This window comes from Klebsiella oxytoca NBRC 105695, from assembly GCF_001598695.1.
In the GTDB taxonomy this organism is placed as follows: domain Bacteria; phylum Pseudomonadota; class Gammaproteobacteria; order Enterobacterales; family Enterobacteriaceae; genus Klebsiella; species Klebsiella oxytoca.
Map to the genome: position 1 here is coordinate 428674 of NZ_BCZK01000002.1, position 19580 is coordinate 448253.

The 19580-nt window shown below is 53.7% G+C and carries 16 protein-coding genes; 6 read left to right on the top strand and 10 right to left on the bottom strand.

The features are described from left to right. Positions 1–62 precede the first annotated feature (62 nt). Together KO1_RS05600 and KO1_RS05605 are read left to right on the top strand one after the other, a co-directional pair. Entirely contained in the window at positions 63–401 is a 339-nt protein-coding gene (locus KO1_RS05600) for a helix-turn-helix domain-containing protein (protein WP_023320494.1), read from the top strand. Further along, positions 391–1680, top strand: coding sequence for a type II toxin-antitoxin system HipA family toxin (locus tag KO1_RS05605; RefSeq protein WP_032726132.1), 1290 nt, complete (start codon positions 391–393; stop codon positions 1678–1680). The genes KO1_RS05600 and KO1_RS05605 overlap by 11 nt, the downstream gene beginning before the upstream one ends. 84 nt (positions 1681–1764) lie before the next feature. On the opposite strand, the gene KO1_RS05610 is transcribed toward KO1_RS05605, so the two are convergent. From KO1_RS05610 to cscK, 5 genes are all read right to left on the bottom strand, one after another. After that, positions 1765–2769 (bottom strand): LacI family DNA-binding transcriptional regulator, encoded by a 1005-nt coding sequence (locus KO1_RS05610; RefSeq protein ID WP_004099902.1) that lies wholly within the window; start codon positions 2767–2769, stop codon positions 1765–1767. Positions 2770–2799: 30 nt separating this feature from the next. Next, the gene (locus KO1_RS05615; RefSeq protein WP_023329394.1) at positions 2800–4200 is read right to left on the bottom strand and encodes a sucrose-6-phosphate hydrolase; all 1401 of its coding nucleotides are present in this window, start codon (positions 4198–4200) and stop codon (positions 2800–2802) included. After that, positions 4200–5570, bottom strand: a complete 1371-nt coding sequence (locus tag KO1_RS05620; RefSeq protein WP_004111111.1) for a sucrose-specific PTS transporter subunit IIBC — start codon at positions 5568–5570, stop codon at positions 4200–4202. The genes KO1_RS05615 and KO1_RS05620 overlap by 1 nt, the downstream gene beginning before the upstream one ends. Before the next feature lie 135 nt (positions 5571–5705). Then, positions 5706–7223 (bottom strand): carbohydrate porin, encoded by a 1518-nt coding sequence (locus tag KO1_RS05625; RefSeq protein WP_004111112.1) that lies wholly within the window; start codon positions 7221–7223, stop codon positions 5706–5708. A 164-nt stretch (positions 7224–7387) separates the two neighbouring features. Further along, positions 7388–8311 (bottom strand): fructokinase, encoded by a 924-nt coding sequence (gene cscK, locus KO1_RS05630; protein WP_017146430.1) that lies wholly within the window; start codon positions 8309–8311, stop codon positions 7388–7390. A gap of 389 nt (positions 8312–8700) precedes the next feature. Here cscK and KO1_RS05635 point away from each other — a divergent pair, with 389 nt between their 5' ends. Both KO1_RS05635 and KO1_RS05640 read left to right on the top strand, forming a co-directional pair. Further along, positions 8701–9090 carry a KPN_00521 family repetitive protein gene (locus tag KO1_RS05635; RefSeq protein ID WP_004099916.1) on the top strand — a complete coding sequence of 130 codons (390 nt, stop codon included), beginning with the start codon at positions 8701–8703 and terminating at the stop codon, positions 9088–9090. A 312-nt stretch (positions 9091–9402) separates the two neighbouring features. Then, a complete protein-coding gene (locus KO1_RS05640) occupies positions 9403–9900 on the top strand; it encodes an RcnB family protein (RefSeq protein ID WP_023320497.1) in 498 nt (165 codons plus the stop codon). 95 nt (positions 9901–9995) lie between these two features. Here KO1_RS05640 and KO1_RS05645 read toward each other — a convergent pair whose 3' ends face one another. The 5 genes from KO1_RS05645 to KO1_RS05665 all read right to left on the bottom strand — a co-directional run bounded on the left by KO1_RS05645 (position 9996) and on the right by KO1_RS05665 (position 16071). Continuing rightward, positions 9996–10721, bottom strand: coding sequence for a fimbrial biogenesis chaperone (locus KO1_RS05645; protein WP_023329395.1), 726 nt, complete (start codon positions 10719–10721; stop codon positions 9996–9998). After that, positions 10718–12049: a fimbrial protein gene (locus KO1_RS05650; protein WP_004099930.1), complete on the bottom strand. Its 1332-nt coding sequence runs from the start codon at positions 12047–12049 to the stop codon at positions 10718–10720. Before KO1_RS05650 ends, KO1_RS05645 begins: the two co-directional genes overlap by 4 nt. Before the next feature lie 16 nt (positions 12050–12065). Further along, the gene (locus KO1_RS05655; protein ID WP_024273878.1) at positions 12066–14594 is read right to left on the bottom strand and encodes a fimbria/pilus outer membrane usher protein; all 2529 of its coding nucleotides are present in this window, start codon (positions 14592–14594) and stop codon (positions 12066–12068) included. A gap of 47 nt (positions 14595–14641) precedes the next feature. Beyond that, positions 14642–15352 (bottom strand): fimbrial biogenesis chaperone, encoded by a 711-nt coding sequence (locus KO1_RS05660; protein ID WP_004099932.1) that lies wholly within the window; start codon positions 15350–15352, stop codon positions 14642–14644. A 161-nt stretch (positions 15353–15513) separates the two neighbouring features. Further along, the gene (locus tag KO1_RS05665; protein ID WP_004099933.1) at positions 15514–16071 is read right to left on the bottom strand and encodes a fimbrial protein; all 558 of its coding nucleotides are present in this window, start codon (positions 16069–16071) and stop codon (positions 15514–15516) included. A 1473-nt stretch (positions 16072–17544) separates the two neighbouring features. Between KO1_RS05665 and KO1_RS05670 the strand changes: the two genes are divergently transcribed. Together KO1_RS05670 and KO1_RS05675 are read left to right on the top strand one after the other, a co-directional pair. Next, positions 17545–18723 (top strand): M20 aminoacylase family protein, encoded by a 1179-nt coding sequence (locus KO1_RS05670; protein ID WP_004099935.1) that lies wholly within the window; start codon positions 17545–17547, stop codon positions 18721–18723. Positions 18724–18742: 19 nt separating this feature from the next. Then, the gene (locus KO1_RS05675; RefSeq protein WP_004099939.1) at positions 18743–19519 is read left to right on the top strand and encodes an ABC transporter substrate-binding protein; all 777 of its coding nucleotides are present in this window, start codon (positions 18743–18745) and stop codon (positions 19517–19519) included. Positions 19520–19580: the final 61 nt, after the last annotated feature.

The following is a 19580-nucleotide window of genomic DNA, read 5'->3' on the forward strand; positions in this document are numbered from 1 at the left end:
AGTGTTCTATAAACGGGTTATAATCGCTAACTACGTTCTATTAATAAGGCATGAGAAGCATTATGGCAAAGCCGTCGACCCGAACCTACTCTCGTTACAGTCGCGACGCAGCACGGTTGCTGGGAATGATGATCCGTACCGCACGCATAGAATCCAGACTCACTATCGAGGAGCTGGCAGAACGTGCTGGCGTGTCGCGTGGGCTGGTTTATCGTGCTGAGGAAGGCGATATGGGATGTGCGATTGGCGCGGTATTTGAACTGGCGACAATAGTGGGCGTGCCGCTGTTTACGCCAGAGCGTTCTGCTCTGGCGTTACATATTGCTAATGCAGAGAAAACGCTGTCATTAATGCCGCGTGCGGTTCATCACTCAAGGAAGGTGATAAATGATGACTTCTGAGAATAGCCTTGAGCAAGTGTATGTCTGGATCTGGCTGCCTGGAGCAACAGAACCCGTTGTCGCCGGAGTGTTAAGCAGAGACAACGGTCGGTTTATTTTCAACTACGGCCGCAGTTATCTGGAGCGGAAAGAGGCGATAGCGGTTTATGTGCCGGAGCTTCCTTTAGTCAGAGGCGCAATTGTACCTGCCCCTGGTTTGCAAATGGCTGGCGCGTTACGCGATGGCGCTCCTGATGCCTGGGGGCGGCGAGTTATTCTGAACCGACTGATGGGCGCACAAGGCAGAGATACCGATCCCAACACCCTGGATGAAATGACCTACTTACTTGAGTCCGGTTCCGATCGGATTGGTGGGCTTGATTTTCAGCGCTCTGCGACGGAGTATGTTCCACGCGCGGCCCGAGGAGCATCGCTTGAAGAGCTTATGCAGGCAGCGTCGATGGTGGAAAACGGTATACCGTTAACCGTCGATCTTGAACAGGCGTTATTTCACGGCACTTCACTCGGTGGAGCACGACCAAAAGCGATGATCGAATTTGGGAATCGTAAATTTATCGCTAAATTTTCTTCTTCAACAGATACCTATAATGTTGTTAAAGGCGAATATATCGCCATGCGCCTGGCAGGCTGCGTTGGGTTGAATGTTGCGCCTGTTCTCTTTCGCCATACTGCTGGTAAAGATGTTTTGCTTATCGAGCGTTTTGATCGCGTCCAAAGCAAGACCGGTTGGCAACGCCGCCTGATGGTGTCAGCGCTGACTATCTTTGGTCTTGATGAAATGATGGCAAGATATGCGAGCTATGAAGATTTGGCGGACATTATACGTCAGCGTTTTAGTGCCCCTAAAGAGACGCTGCGGGAGCTGTTTGGGCGACTTGTTTTTAACATTATTTGTGGTAATACCGACGATCATGCCAGAAACCATGCGGCATTTTGGGATGGTAAAAGGCTTAGCCTGACGCCTGCATATGACATTTGTCCTCAAGGGAGAGCCGGCAATGAAGCCACGCAGGCTATGCTGATCGTAGGCGAAAATCGGATGAGTAACCTTGCGGTTTGCCTGTCGGCTGCCGACCGTTTTTTACTGAGCAGACGTGAAGCCATTGAGCTTATTGCCCATTATCTTGATACGGTCCATATGAACTGGAAAGCCCTCGGTGATGAGGTGGGGTTAAGTGAAGTGGACAGAAAACTCTTCTGGGGAAGGATGTTTTTTAATCCTTTCATATTTGAAGGCGCGCCAGAAGAGATTTTGAGGCTACGTAAGTCGTGGCTTTAACGCGTCCGGTGCCACTGCATTTTCAACGCGGCAAGACAAATAGTCCGTTAACGCGTTTCGATAACCTTTTAAACCTCCGTAGTATCACCGATGCCGAAACTGCAGCGTCGCCGGCAGGTAGCGCTGTAGCGGTTCAGGCGTGTTGCCCTCGATCAGCTGACTGATTAAATCGTAGCAGTGCCAGGCCAGCTGGCGGTTATCCTGCTGTACGGTATCAATACGCAGCGACAGCGAATCGTAGAGATAGTGATCGTCAAAGCTCGCCAGGTGGATGTCGGAGTCGAGTAAATGGTGCTGGCTCATATAGCGCAGTACCCCTTCCAGCAGCCCGCAGGCGGCGGTAAATAGCGCCTTAGGCGGCCTTCCCAGGCGCGCGCAGAGGGCGGCGAACATCTCATAGCCGGAGCTGGGATGGTAGTTGCCGTTGATCACCCACTCCGGGCGCAATTCAATACCCGCCTGGGCCAGACCCTGCGTAAACCCGGCCAGACGATCGCGGGAGGGCGACAGACGCGGCTGGCCGCCTAAAAACCAGAACTCATCGCTATGCTGAGGCGCGATGCGGGAAATCAGCTCCGTCGTTGGGGTAATCGAATCGGTCATCACCAGCGGCAGCGCGCTTTCATTAGGACAGCGGTCAAACAGCACCACCGGCAGCTGTTCGCTGAGCTTAAGGTAGTCGGCATCGTTGTGCATACAGGAGGCGACGATCAGACCGTCAACCTGGCGGGCAATCATGTTATTGACCACCATGCTCTCCTGACCGGGGTTTTCATCGGTACAGGAGATCAGCAGCTGGACGCCCGCTTCGCGGCACAGCATCTCCAGCTCATGGGAAAAGACCGCAAAGCCGTAGTTGGTGATTTCCGGCACCACCAGACCGATGGTGTGGCTACGGTTGTCGCGCAGCGAGCGGGCGTGGATGCTCGGCTGATAGTGCTGCTCGCGGGCAATCGCCAGCACGCGCTCGCGCGTTTCCTGCGCCACGCGCAGCTCTTTGCCACGACCGTTCAGCACCAGGCTGGCGGTCGCTTTGGAAACGCCCGCCAGTTCGGCGATATCTTTAATGGTTACGCGTTTGGTTTTCATTACGACGCCATGAGCCTGAAAGCAAAACGCTTATTCTACCATGCATGTTCGCAGCGGCCAGTAGCAGAATGCGTCCGGCGCGCTGCCGGAGAAAATCAGCTGCGCCGGATAAGCCGGGAAGCAGCGGCTGCTCATCACCCCCTCGCCGTCGTTGATGAAAATCTCCACGCTCGACCGGTCGATGAAAATCCGCAGCGAACGGACCTCGCCGCGCCAGTAACGATAGTGCATCTCGTCGCCGGCGAGGCTGCGTCGCGCCAGGCGAATCCCGCGGGTATCGCGCTCAAGGGTCAACGCGCCGCCGAAATCGAGGCTTAACGCATCGTCCCGGGCGGTTTGCAGGGCGATCTCCATCGGCGCCAGCGGCAGGGCGTTCCCCGGCCAGCCGTGCGCTTCGCCGCGCAAAGCGGTCAGCTCGCGCAGCGGACGCTGGTAGAGCTGACCGTCGATCAACTCCAGCTCACGCAGGCAGGTCATCTGATGGATCCAGCCGTTGGCAAGAGTCGGCTGAAGCATCTCTTCGCCGTCCGGCACGCCCATCCAGCCGACCAGCAGACGGCGGCCATCGCGGGTGTGCATGGTTTGCGGGGCATAAAACTCAAACCCGGCGTCCAGTTCGCGCAGCTCGCGGTGGCTGAAAGCGGCGCGGTCGTAGTCGAAATCACCGGCCATCCATACCGCCGGATAGGTATTGAGGAAGCGCTCTTCTTCGCGAGCCATCCCCTGCGGGCAGCAGATCAGAATATGCTGGTCGCCGAGCGGAAACAGATCCGGGCACTCCCACATATAGCCGGCGTCGTCGAGGCCATTGAGGCCGTAGCCGGCGATTTCGCCCTCACTCGTCCACTGATGGAGGTCTGCGGAGCTGAACAGCAGCACCTTGCCGCGCTTTTGCCGATCCTGCGCGCCCAGTACCATGTACCAGCGTCCTTCGTGCCGCCAGACTTTCGGGTCGCGTACGTGGCCGGTGTAGCCCTCCGGCAGGGGCTGGACCGGGCCAATTTTGCGGAAGGTGCCGTCGGCGTTTTCCGTTGCCAGGCACTGCCAGGCGGTTCGGCCGCCATCGGCAAACTTCACGTTGCCGGTATAGCACAGGGTGAGCGTACCGTTGTTATCCACCGCGCTGCCGGAGTAGCAGCCGTTACGGTCATACTCTTCGTCCGGCATCAGCGCAATCGGCTCATGCTGCCAGTGCAGTAAATCGGCGGAGCTCCAGTGCCCCCAGCACTTAAATTTATGATCGCAGGCGAGCGGGTTCCACTGATAAAACAGGTGATAGCGTCCGGCAAATTCGACAAAGCCGTTGGGGTCGTTCATCAGCCCGGTAACCGGCGCATGGTGCCAGCGCGGATAGTGACTATCGGCCAGCGCGCGCGGCTGGCCCTGCATAACGGCCTGCAAAATCGCAGGCAGCCGTGATGGAAGTGACATTATTCAGCGTCCGTTTTGTATTTCAGCACCAGGGAAACCGTAAAGGCGACGCCAAAGGCGATAACCATTCCGATAATGTAGTTCAGCAGCGAGCTGGCCTGCACGATGGCCATGCCGGGGATCGCCGTCAGGCCTACCGCGGTCATGTAGACGTGCATGGATACCACCCACGCGCCGCCCGCCGCGCCGCCGATCAGCGCCGCGATAAACGGCTTCACAAAGCGCAGGTTGATACCAAAAATCGCCGCCTCGGTGATGCCCAGCATGGCGGAAAACGCTGAGGGCAGCGTGATGGCTTTAATTTTTGCGTCTTTGGTTTTGAACCACACCGCCAGGCAGGCGCCACCCTGAGCGACGTTAGCCATCGCCCAAATCGGCAGCAGGAAGTTGACGCCGATGGAGGGATTGCCGAGGAGTCCGGCTTCGATGGCGTGGAAGCTGTGGTGAATACCGGTAATGACGATAACCGAATAGAGACCGCCAAACAGCAGACCAGCTAGCCAGCCGGCGTGGCTAATCAGGGTGCTGAGGACAAACGAAATACCGTCGCCGAGCGCGCGACCGGCCGGGCCGATAATCAGCAGGGCGATAAAACCGGAAATAATCACCGTCAGGAACGGCGTCAGTATCAGGTCCAGGGCATCGGGGATCGCGCGGCGCAGCTGCTTTTCAACGATGCTCATAAACCAGACCGCCAGCAGCACCGGGAACACCGTACCCTGATAGCCGATCATGGCGATTTCGAGGCCGAAGAAGTTCATGGTATGGAAACCGGCGGCGACTCCCCAGGCGTTCGTCAGCGCCGGGTGGGTCAGAATGCCGCCGAGCGTTGCGCCGAGATAGGGGTTACCGCCGAATTCGCGGGCGGCGGTAAAGCCAATCAGAATCGGTAGAATGATAAACGCCGCCGAGCTGCACATATCCAGCATGATGTAGATGGCGTTGCCTGGGTCAACCCAGCCGTAGGTTTTGACCATTCCCAGCAGGCCCATCAGCAGACCGGAGGCGACGATGGCCGGGATAATCGGCACGAAGATGTTTGACAGCAGGCGGGCGATGCGCTGGAACGGGTTAAGCTTTTTCGCCGCGATGTCGGCGGCTTCCGATTTACTGGACTCGCTAATACCTGCCGCCTGAATAAAAGCGGCATAGACTTTATTCACCACCCCGGTGCCGAAAATAATCTGCATCTGCCCGGCATTACGAAAGCAGCCCTTAACCCCTTCAATTTTGCCGATGGCCTGCTGGTCAGCCAGCGCGTCATCAACCAGCACCAGGCGCAGACGCGTGGCGCAGTGCGCGGCGCTGGCGATATTTTCCTTGCCTCCCAGAAGCGGAAGCAGCGAGCGGGAAATCTGTTCAAAATCCATAGTACCCTCTGAATGCGTAAACATTTTCGTGTTGTCGTCCCGTGTTCACGGGGGCGCAGTTTCTGCGTCGTTATTGTGTCCGGGGCGACGAAGGCGTTTTGCCGCCCCGGCGGTTCCTGTCGTCTGATGTAACCGTCAGAACCAGGTTTCCATCTGCATACCGAACGACCATTCGCCGCCCGAGTTAAAACCGTTGCTGCCCAGCGCGTCATCGCTGGCGTAATTATTCAGTTTTTTGCTCCAGTCCATCCAGGAGGTGTAGAAACGAATCTCCGGACGACTGAAGAAATCACCGATGCTGCCGACCTTAAAGGTTGGAGCGAAGGTGAGCTTGTAGAAGCTACCGTTCACCGCATGACGATCGTTATAACCTTCGGGTTTGAGATCCATATACTGGTAGCTGCCTTCGTAGGCGAGGGCGAAGTTCTGATTGATCTCCTGGATCAGGCGCATGTTGAATGTTGCCCACTGGTAGCTATCGCCATCGACATAGCGATCTTTGCTGCTTTGCGCCAGGATCGCCGGGGCGATAGACCAGTTTTTGCCGATCGGCGTGGTACCGTAGCTGGCAATGCGCCATGTGTCGGCTCCCGAACGAAGGGCGCCGTCAGAGCCGATACCTTTAACCTCTGCGCCCAGGCCGTGACCGTAGAGTAGGGCGGTTTTGCTGCTACCGTCGCGCAGGCCGTAGAAACTGTCGTTATGCAGGCCGAGCAGCGCGTGTACGCCGGTATTTGCCGCATCGCCTTTCACCAGATTGCCGTTGGTATCTTTACGCTCGTCGTTATCTTTCGCCCGCAGACCGCTGACCATCATCTGCAGCGGACCGGCGAAGTGGTTCATGGTGAGGATATAGTTCTGCACGCTGTTGCTGGAATCATCGATGTCGCCGAAGTTACGCCCGTAAAGGGAGAAATTACTGCGCAGGCTGTCGTTCCACTTCACGTCGTAGATACCGCCGCCGGTACCGGCGAGAAACACGACGTCAGAGTCGATCCAGTGAATATCAAAGTTGTCGCGGTCAAAACGTTTCCCGGCCCACAGGGTGGAGCCTTTAAACGGCCCGGCGAACGTAGGCAGGTTACCCAGTTCGACAAAGGCCTGACGAACGTTCAGATCGCTGGTGCTTGCCGTCCAGTCGTTATAAGTGGTTTGCCCGTCGGCGACCATCACTTTGAAGCGGGTGGTGGCCCCATTATCCAGGGTCTGCTTATGTTCAAGGTTCATTTCAACATAGGTATCGGCCTGGTTTCCCAGACGGCCGATTGCTCCGCCGGTTTCCCCCGCTGGCGTCATGTAGGCTCCGGATTTGGTGCTGGCGCCGGAATCATTCATTATTACGCCGGAGCGGGCGTAGCCGTGAAACTCAAAGCCGCTTTTCTCATCGGCCTTTTTCTCAAGTTTGGCGGTACGCTGAGCCACTTCCTGAGTCGTGTCCTGGTTTTTTTGCTGTTGCGCGGTGAGCTGCTGGACTTTTTTCTCCGCCGACTCGGCGCGGTTTTCCGCCGTTTGCGCCCTGTTTTCCGCTTCCTGCAGGCGCTTTTCCAGTGCGATGAGCCGGGCTTCAATGGTGCTGAGGTCCGTTTGCGCGTGGGCTGAGGCGGCGCCGGTTAGCAAAGCGATAAGAACCGCAAGTGTGCTTTTTCTATACATGCTGGTCGCATCCCAAAAGTAAAATGAAAAGTAGTGTTTTTTGCTAAACCGGTTTAGGCGCTATGTTAAGCCCGACCTTTAACATTTTTAAAATGAATTTGCTAAACCGGTTTAATAAATGTGATGGATGCAACAAAGTGAGCCGCGCAGGGCGGCTTTAATGATTAAAACTGGCGATTAAGATCGCGCTGATAAGGCAGGGCGGTCATCGCGCCTTTCGCCGTTGTCGCCAGGGCGCCGCAGGTTTGCGCCAGCGTGAGGGTCGGTTCCAGCGCGGCGATATCCGTCGGCATCCCGTTGGCGGCAAGGCTGGCGAGCAGTCCGGCGACAAATGCGTCTCCCGCGCCGGTGGTGTCCACGCTGACAACGGGCCTGGCGCTGAAATGGGTAAACTGCTGCTGAAAGGCGGCAAGCACGCCCGCCTTACCCTGGGTCACCAGCAGCAATTCCGGCTGATAGCGCTCGGTTAGGCTGGCGATTCCATGCGCTAAATCATCACTGCCGCTGATGAATACCAGCTCCTCTTCCGATAGCTTCACCACGTTGGCCATCCGCAAAGCGCGATCGAGGCAGGCGTGCAGCAGTTCCTGATCCTGCCAGAGATCCGGGCGGATATTGGGGTCAAAGCTGACCCGACCGCCGGCATATTTAATGCGCTCCATTGCCGCGAAGGTGGTACTGCGGCTGGGCTCGGCGCTGAGCGCAATAGAGCAGACGTGCAGCCACTGCCCGGCGGCAAACGGCGGCAGGTCTTCTTCGGTGAGGAACAGGTCCGCGCTGGGGCGCACCATAAAGGTAAAGGTGCGTTCCCCCTGATCGTCAAGGTCGACTACCACGGTGGAGGTACGGTGCTGGCCGTCGAGGTGCATATGGCTGACGTCGACCTGCTCCTGTTGCAGGGTATGACGCATAAAGCGGCCAAACGGATCGTCGCCGACGCGTCCGATAAACCCGCTGTTTCCGCCAAGGCGGGCGACGCCTACCGCTACGTTAGCCGGCGCGCCGCCGGGGCACTGCAGCAGGCGGCCTTCGCTCTCCGGCAGCAGGTCCACCACCGCGTCGCCCAGAACCCAAACTTTTGCATTCATGCTGAAAATTCTCCATAGCTAAACTTAATTAAACCGGTTTAGCACATTAAAGCATAGCGACAGAGTGAGGGGAACGTTGAAGGCGGAAAAGTGCGATTCCGGGTATAAAAACGTGAGCGGCCTTGCAAAACCGCGGTGATTTGGCCGCGCGGAGGGTCATGCCGATCGCCGCCGTCTGCATAGCGGCATCGAGCGTCAGCCCGGACGGTTACGCTACGTCGCCCAGGAAAGGAATGCTGGCTGAGCAGCCGGCACCTGGATCCGGCAGGTAAAAAACGGATCGAAAAGTCTTAAAATAGTTTTAAGAACAATCCCTAAAGCCAGACGGCAGAATCTTGTGCCATGCTGAATGCGACTCATAACATTAAGTTCGTTAGAGAGAGGACAATATGAAAAAAGCAATGATTGCGTTATCTGCGATTCTGGTAGCAGCTCCTGTTTTTGCTGCAACGACACACGCAACCGATGATACCGTCGCGGCGGCCCACGAAGGGGCGAACACCGCGAAGGAAAAACTGCACGAGGCCCAGCACCAGGGTGAAGAGCAGCAGCTGAAAGCCAAACATGCGGCAGAAGGCAAAAGCGATAGCGTAGGCAGTGAAGTCAGCGAAGGCGCGCAGAAAACCTGGAACAAAACCAAAGAAGGGACTGAGAAAGGCTGGAACGCCACTAAAGAAGGCACCGAAAAAGGCTGGAATAAGACCAAAGAGGTCAGCAAAGAAGGCTGGGATAAAACCAAGCAGGGTGCCGAAGAGCTGAAAACAAAAGTCACTGAATAATCACTGACTATTTGCTAAAAAAGGTCGCGAAAGCGGCCTTTTTTGTTATTCAGGGCATTTAATTCAGCACCGGGATAATATTGATTAATACGTTATACGGCTCTACCCCCTGGATTCCGGGCAGCATTAAGGCGGCCAGTTCATCTTTTCCCATGCGCGCGGGTAACGCTGTAACAAAGGTGAATGAATGCAGCCGACAAAAAAACAACTTAAACGATGAAGGATATTAGCCAGGAATTGTCCTGGTTATAGTGTTACTCACTATTCCTCCACATTTTCCCGGTACAAAGGAAATATATCAGGAGGTGTATTATGAAAAAGATTCTTTCACTGGCAATTATTTTATCGTGTGCTTTTACTTCCGCCTCATGGGCGGATGGCCCTGGCGGCAACAGCCACGGTCAGCAGCAGGTCTGGCAGCAAGACGCCGACCGCGGCGGCCCGGGGGGCAACCGCCAGCAGGGGGCGCAGGCCAACAACCATCAGGGCAATAATCATCAGGGGAACGGTGATAACCGTGGCCCGGATCGCGGCGATAAAGGGCGCGGGGGCCAGGCGCATGATAGTCGACCTCAGGCGCGTCATGAGCAGGATCACTTTGCGTGGAACGGGCACGATTTCCGCAAAGGTCAGCCGGCTCCGGAACGTTTCCGCGGTAATGATTATCGGATTAACGACTGGAACGATCGCGGATTACCGGCACCACCGCGCGGGCAGCACTGGTCGTATATTGACGGCAACTATGTGCTGATTGCCGCCGCCACCGGGATTATTACGTCTATCCTGATTAACGGCGCGCTGAATAACTAATATCCAGCCACCCGGTTAGCGCGGCGCTGCCGGGTGAACCGCTGCGAGCGGTACGGCTTTAATTGCCTCACAGATATTTTCCCGCGACTTTTCAGTTAGGGCTTAAGTAAGACGGTGTGTTCAACAGAAGCGCCGTCATCATTTAAATAACGAAAGCGGATTTTTTGGCCTGTGGGTGGGTTAGCGAATGCCTCCAACGGATAGATGCGACGGCTATAGGCTTTTGTCATCATATCCATCTGCGCTTTGACCCCTTTTTCCTGACCACCGTTTAACAGAGTAATAGAGGTAAATGAAACGTTGAGAGGAGAAGGATTATCACATTCTATTCCCCAACCGCCATTTTCCTGCCGCAGCCTAAAGTTCAGCTTTGCTATTGACTCTTCAAGCGAAGTTGCAAGGGCCTTCGGCCGCCAGAAGAGTTTTAACTGGGTATTCATTGCCAGCGTCAGGCGAGCATCCTGCGACTTTTTTCCCTCCAGCGGAGGGATCTCATAGAGATTAATCCAGAACACCGACTCACGATCCGTCGGCAAGGGATCCTGGTTATATATAATGCGCAGCCCCTGCCGCTCTCCGGGTTCCAGACGGAAAACGGCGGGGAGGATGACAAACGGCGCCTGTTCAAAATCAGGATGGCCCGCACCATCGTCGATCCAGCTTTGAATAATCACCGGATAGGCATTGGTATTTGCCAGCATCAGCGTTTTTTCGCGCTGTCCTTCCGTATAGACCATCCTGGTGGCGGCAGGCATGATCCCGGCATAAAGCGGCGCGGCAGAAAGCATGCCCAGCAAGCAGATAAGGGCGCTCTTCATCATTGCATTTTCACCAGTACATAAGCTGTAGCGTAGACTTTACCCGGCGTGATGCTTTGCCCGTTTAGCTTTTTCAGGCTGGCAATGAGTGAGTAAGTGTAATAGGTATAACCGCTTTTAACGCTTCCGGCCTGGGTTGCGCCCTGCATGACCGGGTACCAGCCCGCATTATTGCCTCCCGGCGTTAAGCTGGAAAAACCGGGCTGGCCAACAAAAATAAGCTCTTCGCCAGGCTTGTTGCTATGGGCAAGCGTAATGCCTACGCCCTTAGCCATATCTGCGGAAAAGTAGTTGTCGGATACCAGCGCGCTGACGCCGCCGCTGCCGTTAACCAGCCCGAGAGACTGCGCTGCGCTGTATGCACCTTCAGAAACCTGGAAACCCATCGCTGTTTGGGTGTCGCCAATGCCGGACTGAACGGTATCACTGCATTCAACTTGTACTGAAAAGGAGGAGGTGGCTTTCATTCCCGCTTCCAGTTCCGGGACCGAAATTGTCGGCAGCATCACGATGGGCGTGGCGCTACGGGCGACGCACGTGGGAACGCTGTAAATGGCGCTGCCCGTACGCATGCCGTAACCAAATCCATTATCTGCGCCCCAGAAATCAAATTTTGATGCGCTGTCCTCACCTACTTTGTCATGACTAAAGGAAAAAGAGACTGAGGCGTCGCCAGCAAGCTGAATATAGCTGTTCGGCTGCGTACAGGTATAAATCGCTCCTACGGCTTTACCAAAGGCAATACCTCTACCATTATCATTGTTGTTGCCACAATAGGCGGAACTGGCGGATTTGCCCGGCAGCGTGCTGACCCGATACAACTCGGCCTGCAGCGGCGGTATATCCTGCAGACGAATTTGGATCTTACCATTAGAAGTGGTATTCCAGCTGGAGAGCGGTAATTTCTTCCAGTAGCGGGTTAAGGTGACGCCGCCCATTGTCTGACGGATGCCAACGTAGGCGAACCACGTCGCATAGACATCGCTTAGCCCGTCGGGACCGCCAATATCATAGTAACCGCCAACCCGATCGTCACCGTTGGTCGCCACCAGGAAGTAAATACCGGAAAGATCTGCCTCATCACACTCCCAGAGCACCGTAGAGGCTGTTGCTCCGCCATAGGTATAGTTAGTGGGAGGAACGACGATGCTGGCCAGTAATGATCCCACCGGCATAAAATATTCATCAGTGAGGTTAATTTTTCCAAATGGAATGATTGCCGTTCGCCCATCTTCCGTTTGTGGCGCGCTGGTTTTGGTGCATCGGCTCCAGCCTGGCGCGGCAGCCAGGAGTAGCATCAGAGTGATACCCAGCTTAATGATATTTTTCATTTCTACTTCGGCTCCATTAACGTGAACAGACTGAGGATAATCTGACCATCGGCAGCTCTGGCTGCGCGCCAGAAATATCAAAAGGCAGCGTGCAGCGTTCTTCTGACTTATCTCCCCAACGGACGACAAAGTGCCCCTGGCTTTTTTCGCTACGCACGTATATTTGTCCTCCCTGGCCCGCCATACCGATGACGTTGCCGCCCTCATCCAGGACATCCGAACCCGGCGGCAATGATTCGCCGCTGGCTAATCGGGCTTTAATTAACAAGGCTGTACCGCTACGGGTGCGAAAAACCACTTTGCTGACGGAGCCTGCCAGAGGGGCAACACGTTTTTCGCTATCCACCAGCTCGGCGCTACCGTCCATATTTTGCGGATCCAGCGTGACCCGGTTGTAGCGATATGGCGTCAACGAAGGGACCAGCGCATAACCCTGGTTATCAATCGTCACTTGTTGAGCGTTAAGCACTTTCGCTCCCGCCGCGCCTTTCGCTTCAACGAGGGCAAAAGTGTCGCCCAGATACGGGCCGAAAGTGAGGCCGCCGGAGTGAATAGCCAGCGCGCCCTGGGCGCTGCCGGATGCCTGCCAGTACCCGTCGCCTTTCGAAGCGTTCACACCAACGGTGGTATCCGAGAACCGTTTTTGCAGGTTGCCGCTGAAGACGGTGTTGCGGTACTGCTGATCGCGACTGATATTCAGGCCATAGCTGGCCGTTTGCTGTTCATCAATCACCCCGTTCAGCGAACTTTGATACTGATCGCCGCCATCGGTCGAATGAGTCCAGGAGGTGCTTAATGTCGGCGCTCGCGTGCTGGAGGTGCCCAGCGGTATTGAGAATGAGAGCGAGGTGATGGTTTGCATGCTACCGTTATCGCCATAGCTGCCCATACGCTGACGGCCGACGGACAGGTTGGTGCTGATGCCGTGAAAACTGTTGCTATAGCCAAACTGTAACTGCGTATCTCGATTGCGGCCATCACGGTAATCCTGCGTCGAACCCGACAAATACAGGCTGCCAAGCTGGCCAATGCTTTGGCTCAATGAAATATCGAATCGGGAACGCTGGCTGTAGGTGGACGATTGCCAGCTATCGCCATAATGTGTGCTATCGCGCAGGCTGAGCACATCGCTAAGGTCGCGATAGCCGCTGGTCGAATAGCGGTATCCGGCAAGGGAGACCGTCGTATCCGTCTCCTGAAACGTTTTGCTCCAGGAAAGGTGCGTCATCCAGCCTTCGGTATAGCCGCTATCGGGCACTTTTGCATGCGACCAGGTGAGGTCCATGCCCAGGGCCCCCAGCCAGCTACCGTAAACGCCGCCGAACATGATTGCCTGGTAGGAGTCTGCGATGCGCAAACCGCTGTTCATAGTGATGGCGTTACTGAGGCCTCGCTGCCAGGTTATGTCGCCGAATAGCGATTCCTCGCCGGTATCGCGGGTTTTCCCCAGCTCGAAGTTGTAGCGGGATATGCCCGCCCTCATCGATTCCGGTACGGCGGAGAAGGGGACGCTGAAGCGGCTGACCGATCCGTCCGCTTCGCTCACCTCAACGTCGAGATCGCCGCTATAGCTCGTCGGATAGAGGTCTGTAATTTCAAACGCTCCCGGAGCGACCGTTGTCTGGTAGATTTCCTGACCATTTTGACGGACGGATACTTTGGCGTTAGTGACGGCAACGCCACGAATAACAGGAGCGTAGCCGCGTTGAGAATCAGGCAGCATCCGGTCATCCGTAGCAAGGCTGAAGCCGCGGTAGTTCAGGCCGGAAAAGAAACGACCTGCCGTGACCAGCTCGCCCGCCGTGAGTTGGCTGCCATATTCGGGTAGAGGTCTCTGCAGGTAGCTACGGATATTTTTCCAGGTACTACCGCCATCGCGGCTCCAGTTTAAATTGGATAACTGCCGATACTGCCATTTTCCAAGATTGATCCCGCCACTTAGCGAAGCCCAGGCCGAGTCCTGATTGCCGCTATTCTTTCCGGAATAGGAAACATGATAATAGTTGCTGATATAGTTTACGAAACCGACTGAAGTCCCCGAATCCAGCTCTTCCGGGTCAACGTACCCGCGAGGCGCTCTGTCCATTTCTGTCTGGGGAACGCTGAGATTAAGACGTAGCTGCGCAACGTTCATATCCACGCTACCGCCTTTTACTACCTGCTTTAAAAAATAGCAGCGGGGGGCTGATGATGAATTGGCGGCGGTTGGCGGCGTAAGTTTAATACCCGCACTTTTGAAAAAGGTCTCAGGTAAGCAAGGAGAAACCGAATCGTCATTGAGTTTGATGAATTCAACTTCAATATTATCGACAAAGTGGCTATTTACAGAGACATCGACTCTGTATTTCCCCGGAGCGATGCTATTTTTCTTCACCAGCTGTGCGAGAGCCGACTGGCTGAATCTTCCACCGCGAAATAATTCAGGCTCGAAAATATAATCATCGGCCGCAGATGAGTCGGACAATGCATTTTCCGGAGTGCTATCCGCTGCGTACGATCCGGAGATTGATGCTATTACAGAACATAAAACAAGAGTGTATTTCACGCTACTCCGCCTCCGAATCGGTACGGTATCATTTTTATTATTGCGTTCTATAAGGTGCGCTCGTTGATGACATCTATGCCGTAATCATTGACCAAAACTAACCGCAGACGTGCGCCCTTGAGGCCGGACACCGGGGCTGAGGGTAACCACTCTGCGGATGATTGCGGCGCGACCATTTGCCTATCAGCTAGCTTAATTTCGCGACCGTTAATCACTAAACTGGCGCGACGGACAACGGCAAAGTACCCAGCAGAATTAGTGACTTTTATTTTTTTGCCGCTAAGCGAAAAGGTCATTTTCTTCGCCGTCTCTCCCGGGGTTCCTTCTATTCCCTGAGGGCGATAAAAAATTTTAACCCGATTGGTGATGGCTAAAACGAGCTGATTACTCCCACTTTTTTCCGATTTTGTCGCCGGAAGTTGGGTGAAATTCATATAAAAAATTGATTCTTTATTTTGCGGTAGACTATTGCCAATATACTTTAGAAGAACCGTTTGCGCGCTGCCCGGCTCCATGCGAAATATATTGGGCGTCAGCAGGAAGTTGCTATCTTCTTCATCAGCTGGTTTCTTTTCACTGCCATCGTCGACCTGAACCTGAACAATATAAGGTTGCTGGTCCGGATTTTTTAGCTGGATAGATTTATTGCTAGCCTGAGCTGGATAAATAATACGCGTCCCGGTCATCACTACGCTAGCACAGACATGATGACTCAGGCATAAAAGAAGCATTGCTACTAATGAGAAATAAATGCGCATCCTTCGCTTTCCTGTATTAAATTAGTACCCTAAGTCTGAGTTTAATTTGCTGCCAGAAGAGATATGTTTGGTATCGCAGCGAAATCTATCGCACACGATACAAAGAAACCGGGTGAAAACTCTGGCTGGACGAGAATGTCTCGCCAGCCAGAGCTGCGCAATTAGAAGTAGCTCAGCGTATATTCGGCTACAGAGGTAATTTTACCCGGGGTAGCGCCTGTCGCTTTAACGACATAATAACGTGCACCGAACTCGTAGCTTGCTTCAGTTTTGGTTGCTTTCAGTACCAGTCCGTTAACAGCCGTTGGGCCAGAGAGCACTACCGGATTTGAACCATCGCTTGAAGCCGTTAACTGAATACCAAATCCGACGGCGGCATCGCTGGTTGCGCGGTTGCCCAGAACGCCGGAGCCGGTATCCACATCATAGCCAAGGAATTTCGTGGCAATGTTAATATCGGTCGCCGGCGCAGTACAATCGCTGATGGAGACGGTGAATGGGGTCAGTCCAGCCGTTTGTCCATTGGCAAGGGTAGGGCCGAAGTCAGTTGTGGCTACGGTAGGCAGCATGACGACAGAGCTGGTTTGCCCGTTAATGCTGACAGAACAGGTCTGGTCGGTGACTTCCCCTTGAAAGGTAACGGTTGGGGTAGCAAAAGCTGCACAAGGCAACATACCGAAAGCAGCGATAATTGCTATCTTCTTGAACTGATTAGTCATTTGTATATCCTTATCTAATTTTCAAAACAGGCCTCGTGATACGAGGCGTTATTACATCAACTGGCTATTCGCCTGGCTATGTAGGCCTTTCAACGCACTATTTAATAAGTTTCTTTATCTCTATATTGCGGTCTTTATCAGGAGCATTAACAGAACGTGCGTCCATGTAATATTCACGCTTCCTGAAGTTACATATTTAGTTTTGGTGGTATTTTGTGAAAAGAAAAGCCGCCTCTTTTATAGGATGTTCTGTTGCGGTGATGATCTGTCAGTTTTTTCTTTTCGTTACCGATGCTGTTTGTCGGGCTCTTTGTGCTAACCGTATTGTCATATTTATCATTCCCACGGTTAGAGCTAACGTAATTCTTTAGTACGCCGCACGTCAGTGAATTTATATTTTCAATGTGAAAAGATTATAAAGATGGGAAACCTCCTGGTGCAAGTCAAAAAGGCCTGGGGCTCTTATCTATCCAAGAATATTCCTAAATAAATGTTTTTGCCAATGCGCAAACATTAGCGATGTTGTGGTATTAAACTCTAAGGTTGTGCATGTTCATAGTTGAAAGCTCTGATTTTAGTATGTTTTAAATTGTCTTTAATTCAGGGTTTATATATCTATAAAATAAATGTTCAATTGTGCGGTTATACATTTCATCTATCAAAATCCTGGTCATTACCTCCTGATTGACTGTTTATATTAAATTTGATTTGTTGGGTGTTGTGATATTTTTTGTGTGAATGCTATTTATCTATGGCATATTCGCTTGTCAATACGAGCCCTGGAGGAGGGTACGCCATAGGGAAATAACCCCGCGAAGCGGATTAAAGGCTGATATTGACTTAGTTAATCAAATATAAGTCTTTTACGCTTGTCAGCCTGGCTTTCAAACGGAAGTATATGACTTTAATTATTTATAAAGCGGGATCTCGGCGCGGCTGATGTCTTAACGTCAATGGTTTAAAAAAACTTTGCTGAATGGAATACTGTGACGCTATTTCACATTATGCATGTACGGCATTTTTATGATGGTTTGTCAATTCAGCTCTTTATCTCATGCAGAAAAATGAGCAACTCATCACTGTTTGAGGTTGAGATAGACGATTTTCGGTTACCGAAAACGGGATCGGCATATTCAGCCTCCTGGAGCGACCCGCGCGGCCTGGTTCCGTCTGACTGCTGGTGGGGTGGATGGAGTAAAATATTCTAGTTAAGCGGTTTGTCAGACGTTTCATGGCGAAATGTTGCTATTTTTATAGTCTGATCTCCTGACGTCGCTGTTAATTTTAGATTATTGAAAAAGAATAACTATATCTAAAGTTATGCCTTGAGCCAGTACCGTGAATTCACAAAATTCATCATTATGAGTAAATAAGATGATGCCTCCTTCCTCTATCACAAATCCTACTTGCATTAAGCCTCTGACAAGTTAAGTTATTCAAACTGAATATCTCATTTTTTGCCCGGAGACCGGCATGACCGACTGTGTAATTCCCGAAATTAAAGCCACTGAAGAAGAAATGATTGCGATCCGTCATTATTTACACGCCAATCCGGAATTAAGTCTGGAAGAGTTTAATACCAGCGAGCTGGTGGCCGGAAAACTGACCGAGTGGGGCTATACGGTAACCCGCGGGCTGGCGAAAACCGGGGTGGTCGGAACCTTGAGCAAAGGCGATTCTCCGCGCACTATCGGCCTGCGCGCCGACATGGACGCGCTGCCGATTTTCGAAGCGACCGATCTCCCGTGGGCCAGCACCGTTGCCGGGAAAATGCACGCCTGCGGCCATGACGGTCATACCACCATTCTGCTGGCGGCGGCGAAGTATATCGCCTCTCCGGCCTGTCAGTTCAACGGCACGGTTCACCTGATATTCCAGCCTGCCGAAGAAGCTATCGGCGGCGCGGATTTAATGATTAAAGACGGCCTGTTTGAGCGCTTTCCCTGCGAGCGCATCTTCGGCCTGCACAATATGCCGGGCCTGCCGGTGGGGAAAGTCGGCTTTTACGCCGGTAATTTTATGGCCTCGGCGGATACGGTAAAAATTACCATTACCGGTTACGGCGGCCACGGCGCGCACCCCGAGCGCACCGTCGATCCGATTGTCACCGGCGCGGCGCTGGTGATGAATCTGCAAAGCATCGTTGCGCGTAACGTACCGCCGGGCGAAACCGCGGTAGTGAGCGTCGGCACTTTCCAGGCGGGCATTGCATCGAACGTCATTCCGGAGAACGTGGTGATGGAGCTGAGCGTGCGGGCGATGAAGCCGGAAATCCGCGACCTGCTGATTAAACGCATCAAGGAGCTTGCTGATTTTACCGCCAAAAGCTACGGCGCCAGCAGCGAGGTAGAGGTCTTTGACTCTTATCCGGTACTGACCAACAGCGTTGAAGAGACCGAATTCGCCAAAGCGCTGGCGCTGGAAGTCTTTGGCGAGGAGGGCGTGCTGGAATCCATCTCGCCGATGAACGCCAGCGAAGATTTTGCCTTTATGCTCCAGCAGCGCCCCGGTTGCTACTTCCTGCTGGGCAATGGCGAGAAAGGCGGGAAGGGCAGCTGTATGGTGCATAACCCTGGCTATGACTTTAATGACGATATTATTTCCACCGGCGCGACGCTGTTTGCCCGGTTAGTTGAAACACACTGCCGTTGATCTCTGGAGTCCATAAATAATGAAAAAATCTCTTCTGCTGTGGGTCGCGCTGATGGCCTCAACCTCAGCCCTGGCCGCAGAAAATAAGGAAATTCGCTTTGGCGTCGACCCGACCTTCGCGCCGTTTGAATGGAAAGATCCGCAGGGTAAGCTGCAGGGTTTTGATATTGACCTCGGCAACGCGATTTGCGCACAGCTGCAGGCGAAGTGCGTGTGGGTGGAAAGCAATTTCGACGGTATTATCCCGGCGCTGAAGGCGCGTAAGTTCGATGCGATCCTCTCCGGCATGTATATGACCGAGAAACGCAAAGAGCAGATTGGCTTTAGCGACAAGCTGTACAACGGCCCGGTATTCCTTGTCGCGCGTAAAAACAGCCTGGCCGGAAACACCGTCGAGCAGTTGAAAGGCAAAACCATCGGCGTCGAGCAGGGATCGGCGCAGGAGACTTACGTTAATCAGCACTGGCGTCCGGCAGGAATCAATATCGTCGCCTATCAGGGGGCGGATCGCGTGGTTCAGGATCTGGAGTCCGGGCGTATTGACGGCGCGGTGCTTTCCGGCATGATGGCCGACTACAGCTTCCTGCAGCAGCCGCAGGGGAAAGATTTTGCCTTCGTTGGCGGACACCTGAAGGACGACAAGCTGTTCGGCGCCGGCGCGGCGATTGGCCTGCGCAAAGAGGACGATGCTCTGCGCCAGGAGATTAACGGCGCGATTGCCACTATTCTTGCCGACGGCACTTATAAAAAGCTCGCCGGGAAATATTTTAGCTTTGACGTCTATTCCGGGACATAATGTTGTTATGCATTCAGCGGGCGCGGAAAGCCCGCTTCAAGCTTCCTTTTCTTACTATCCC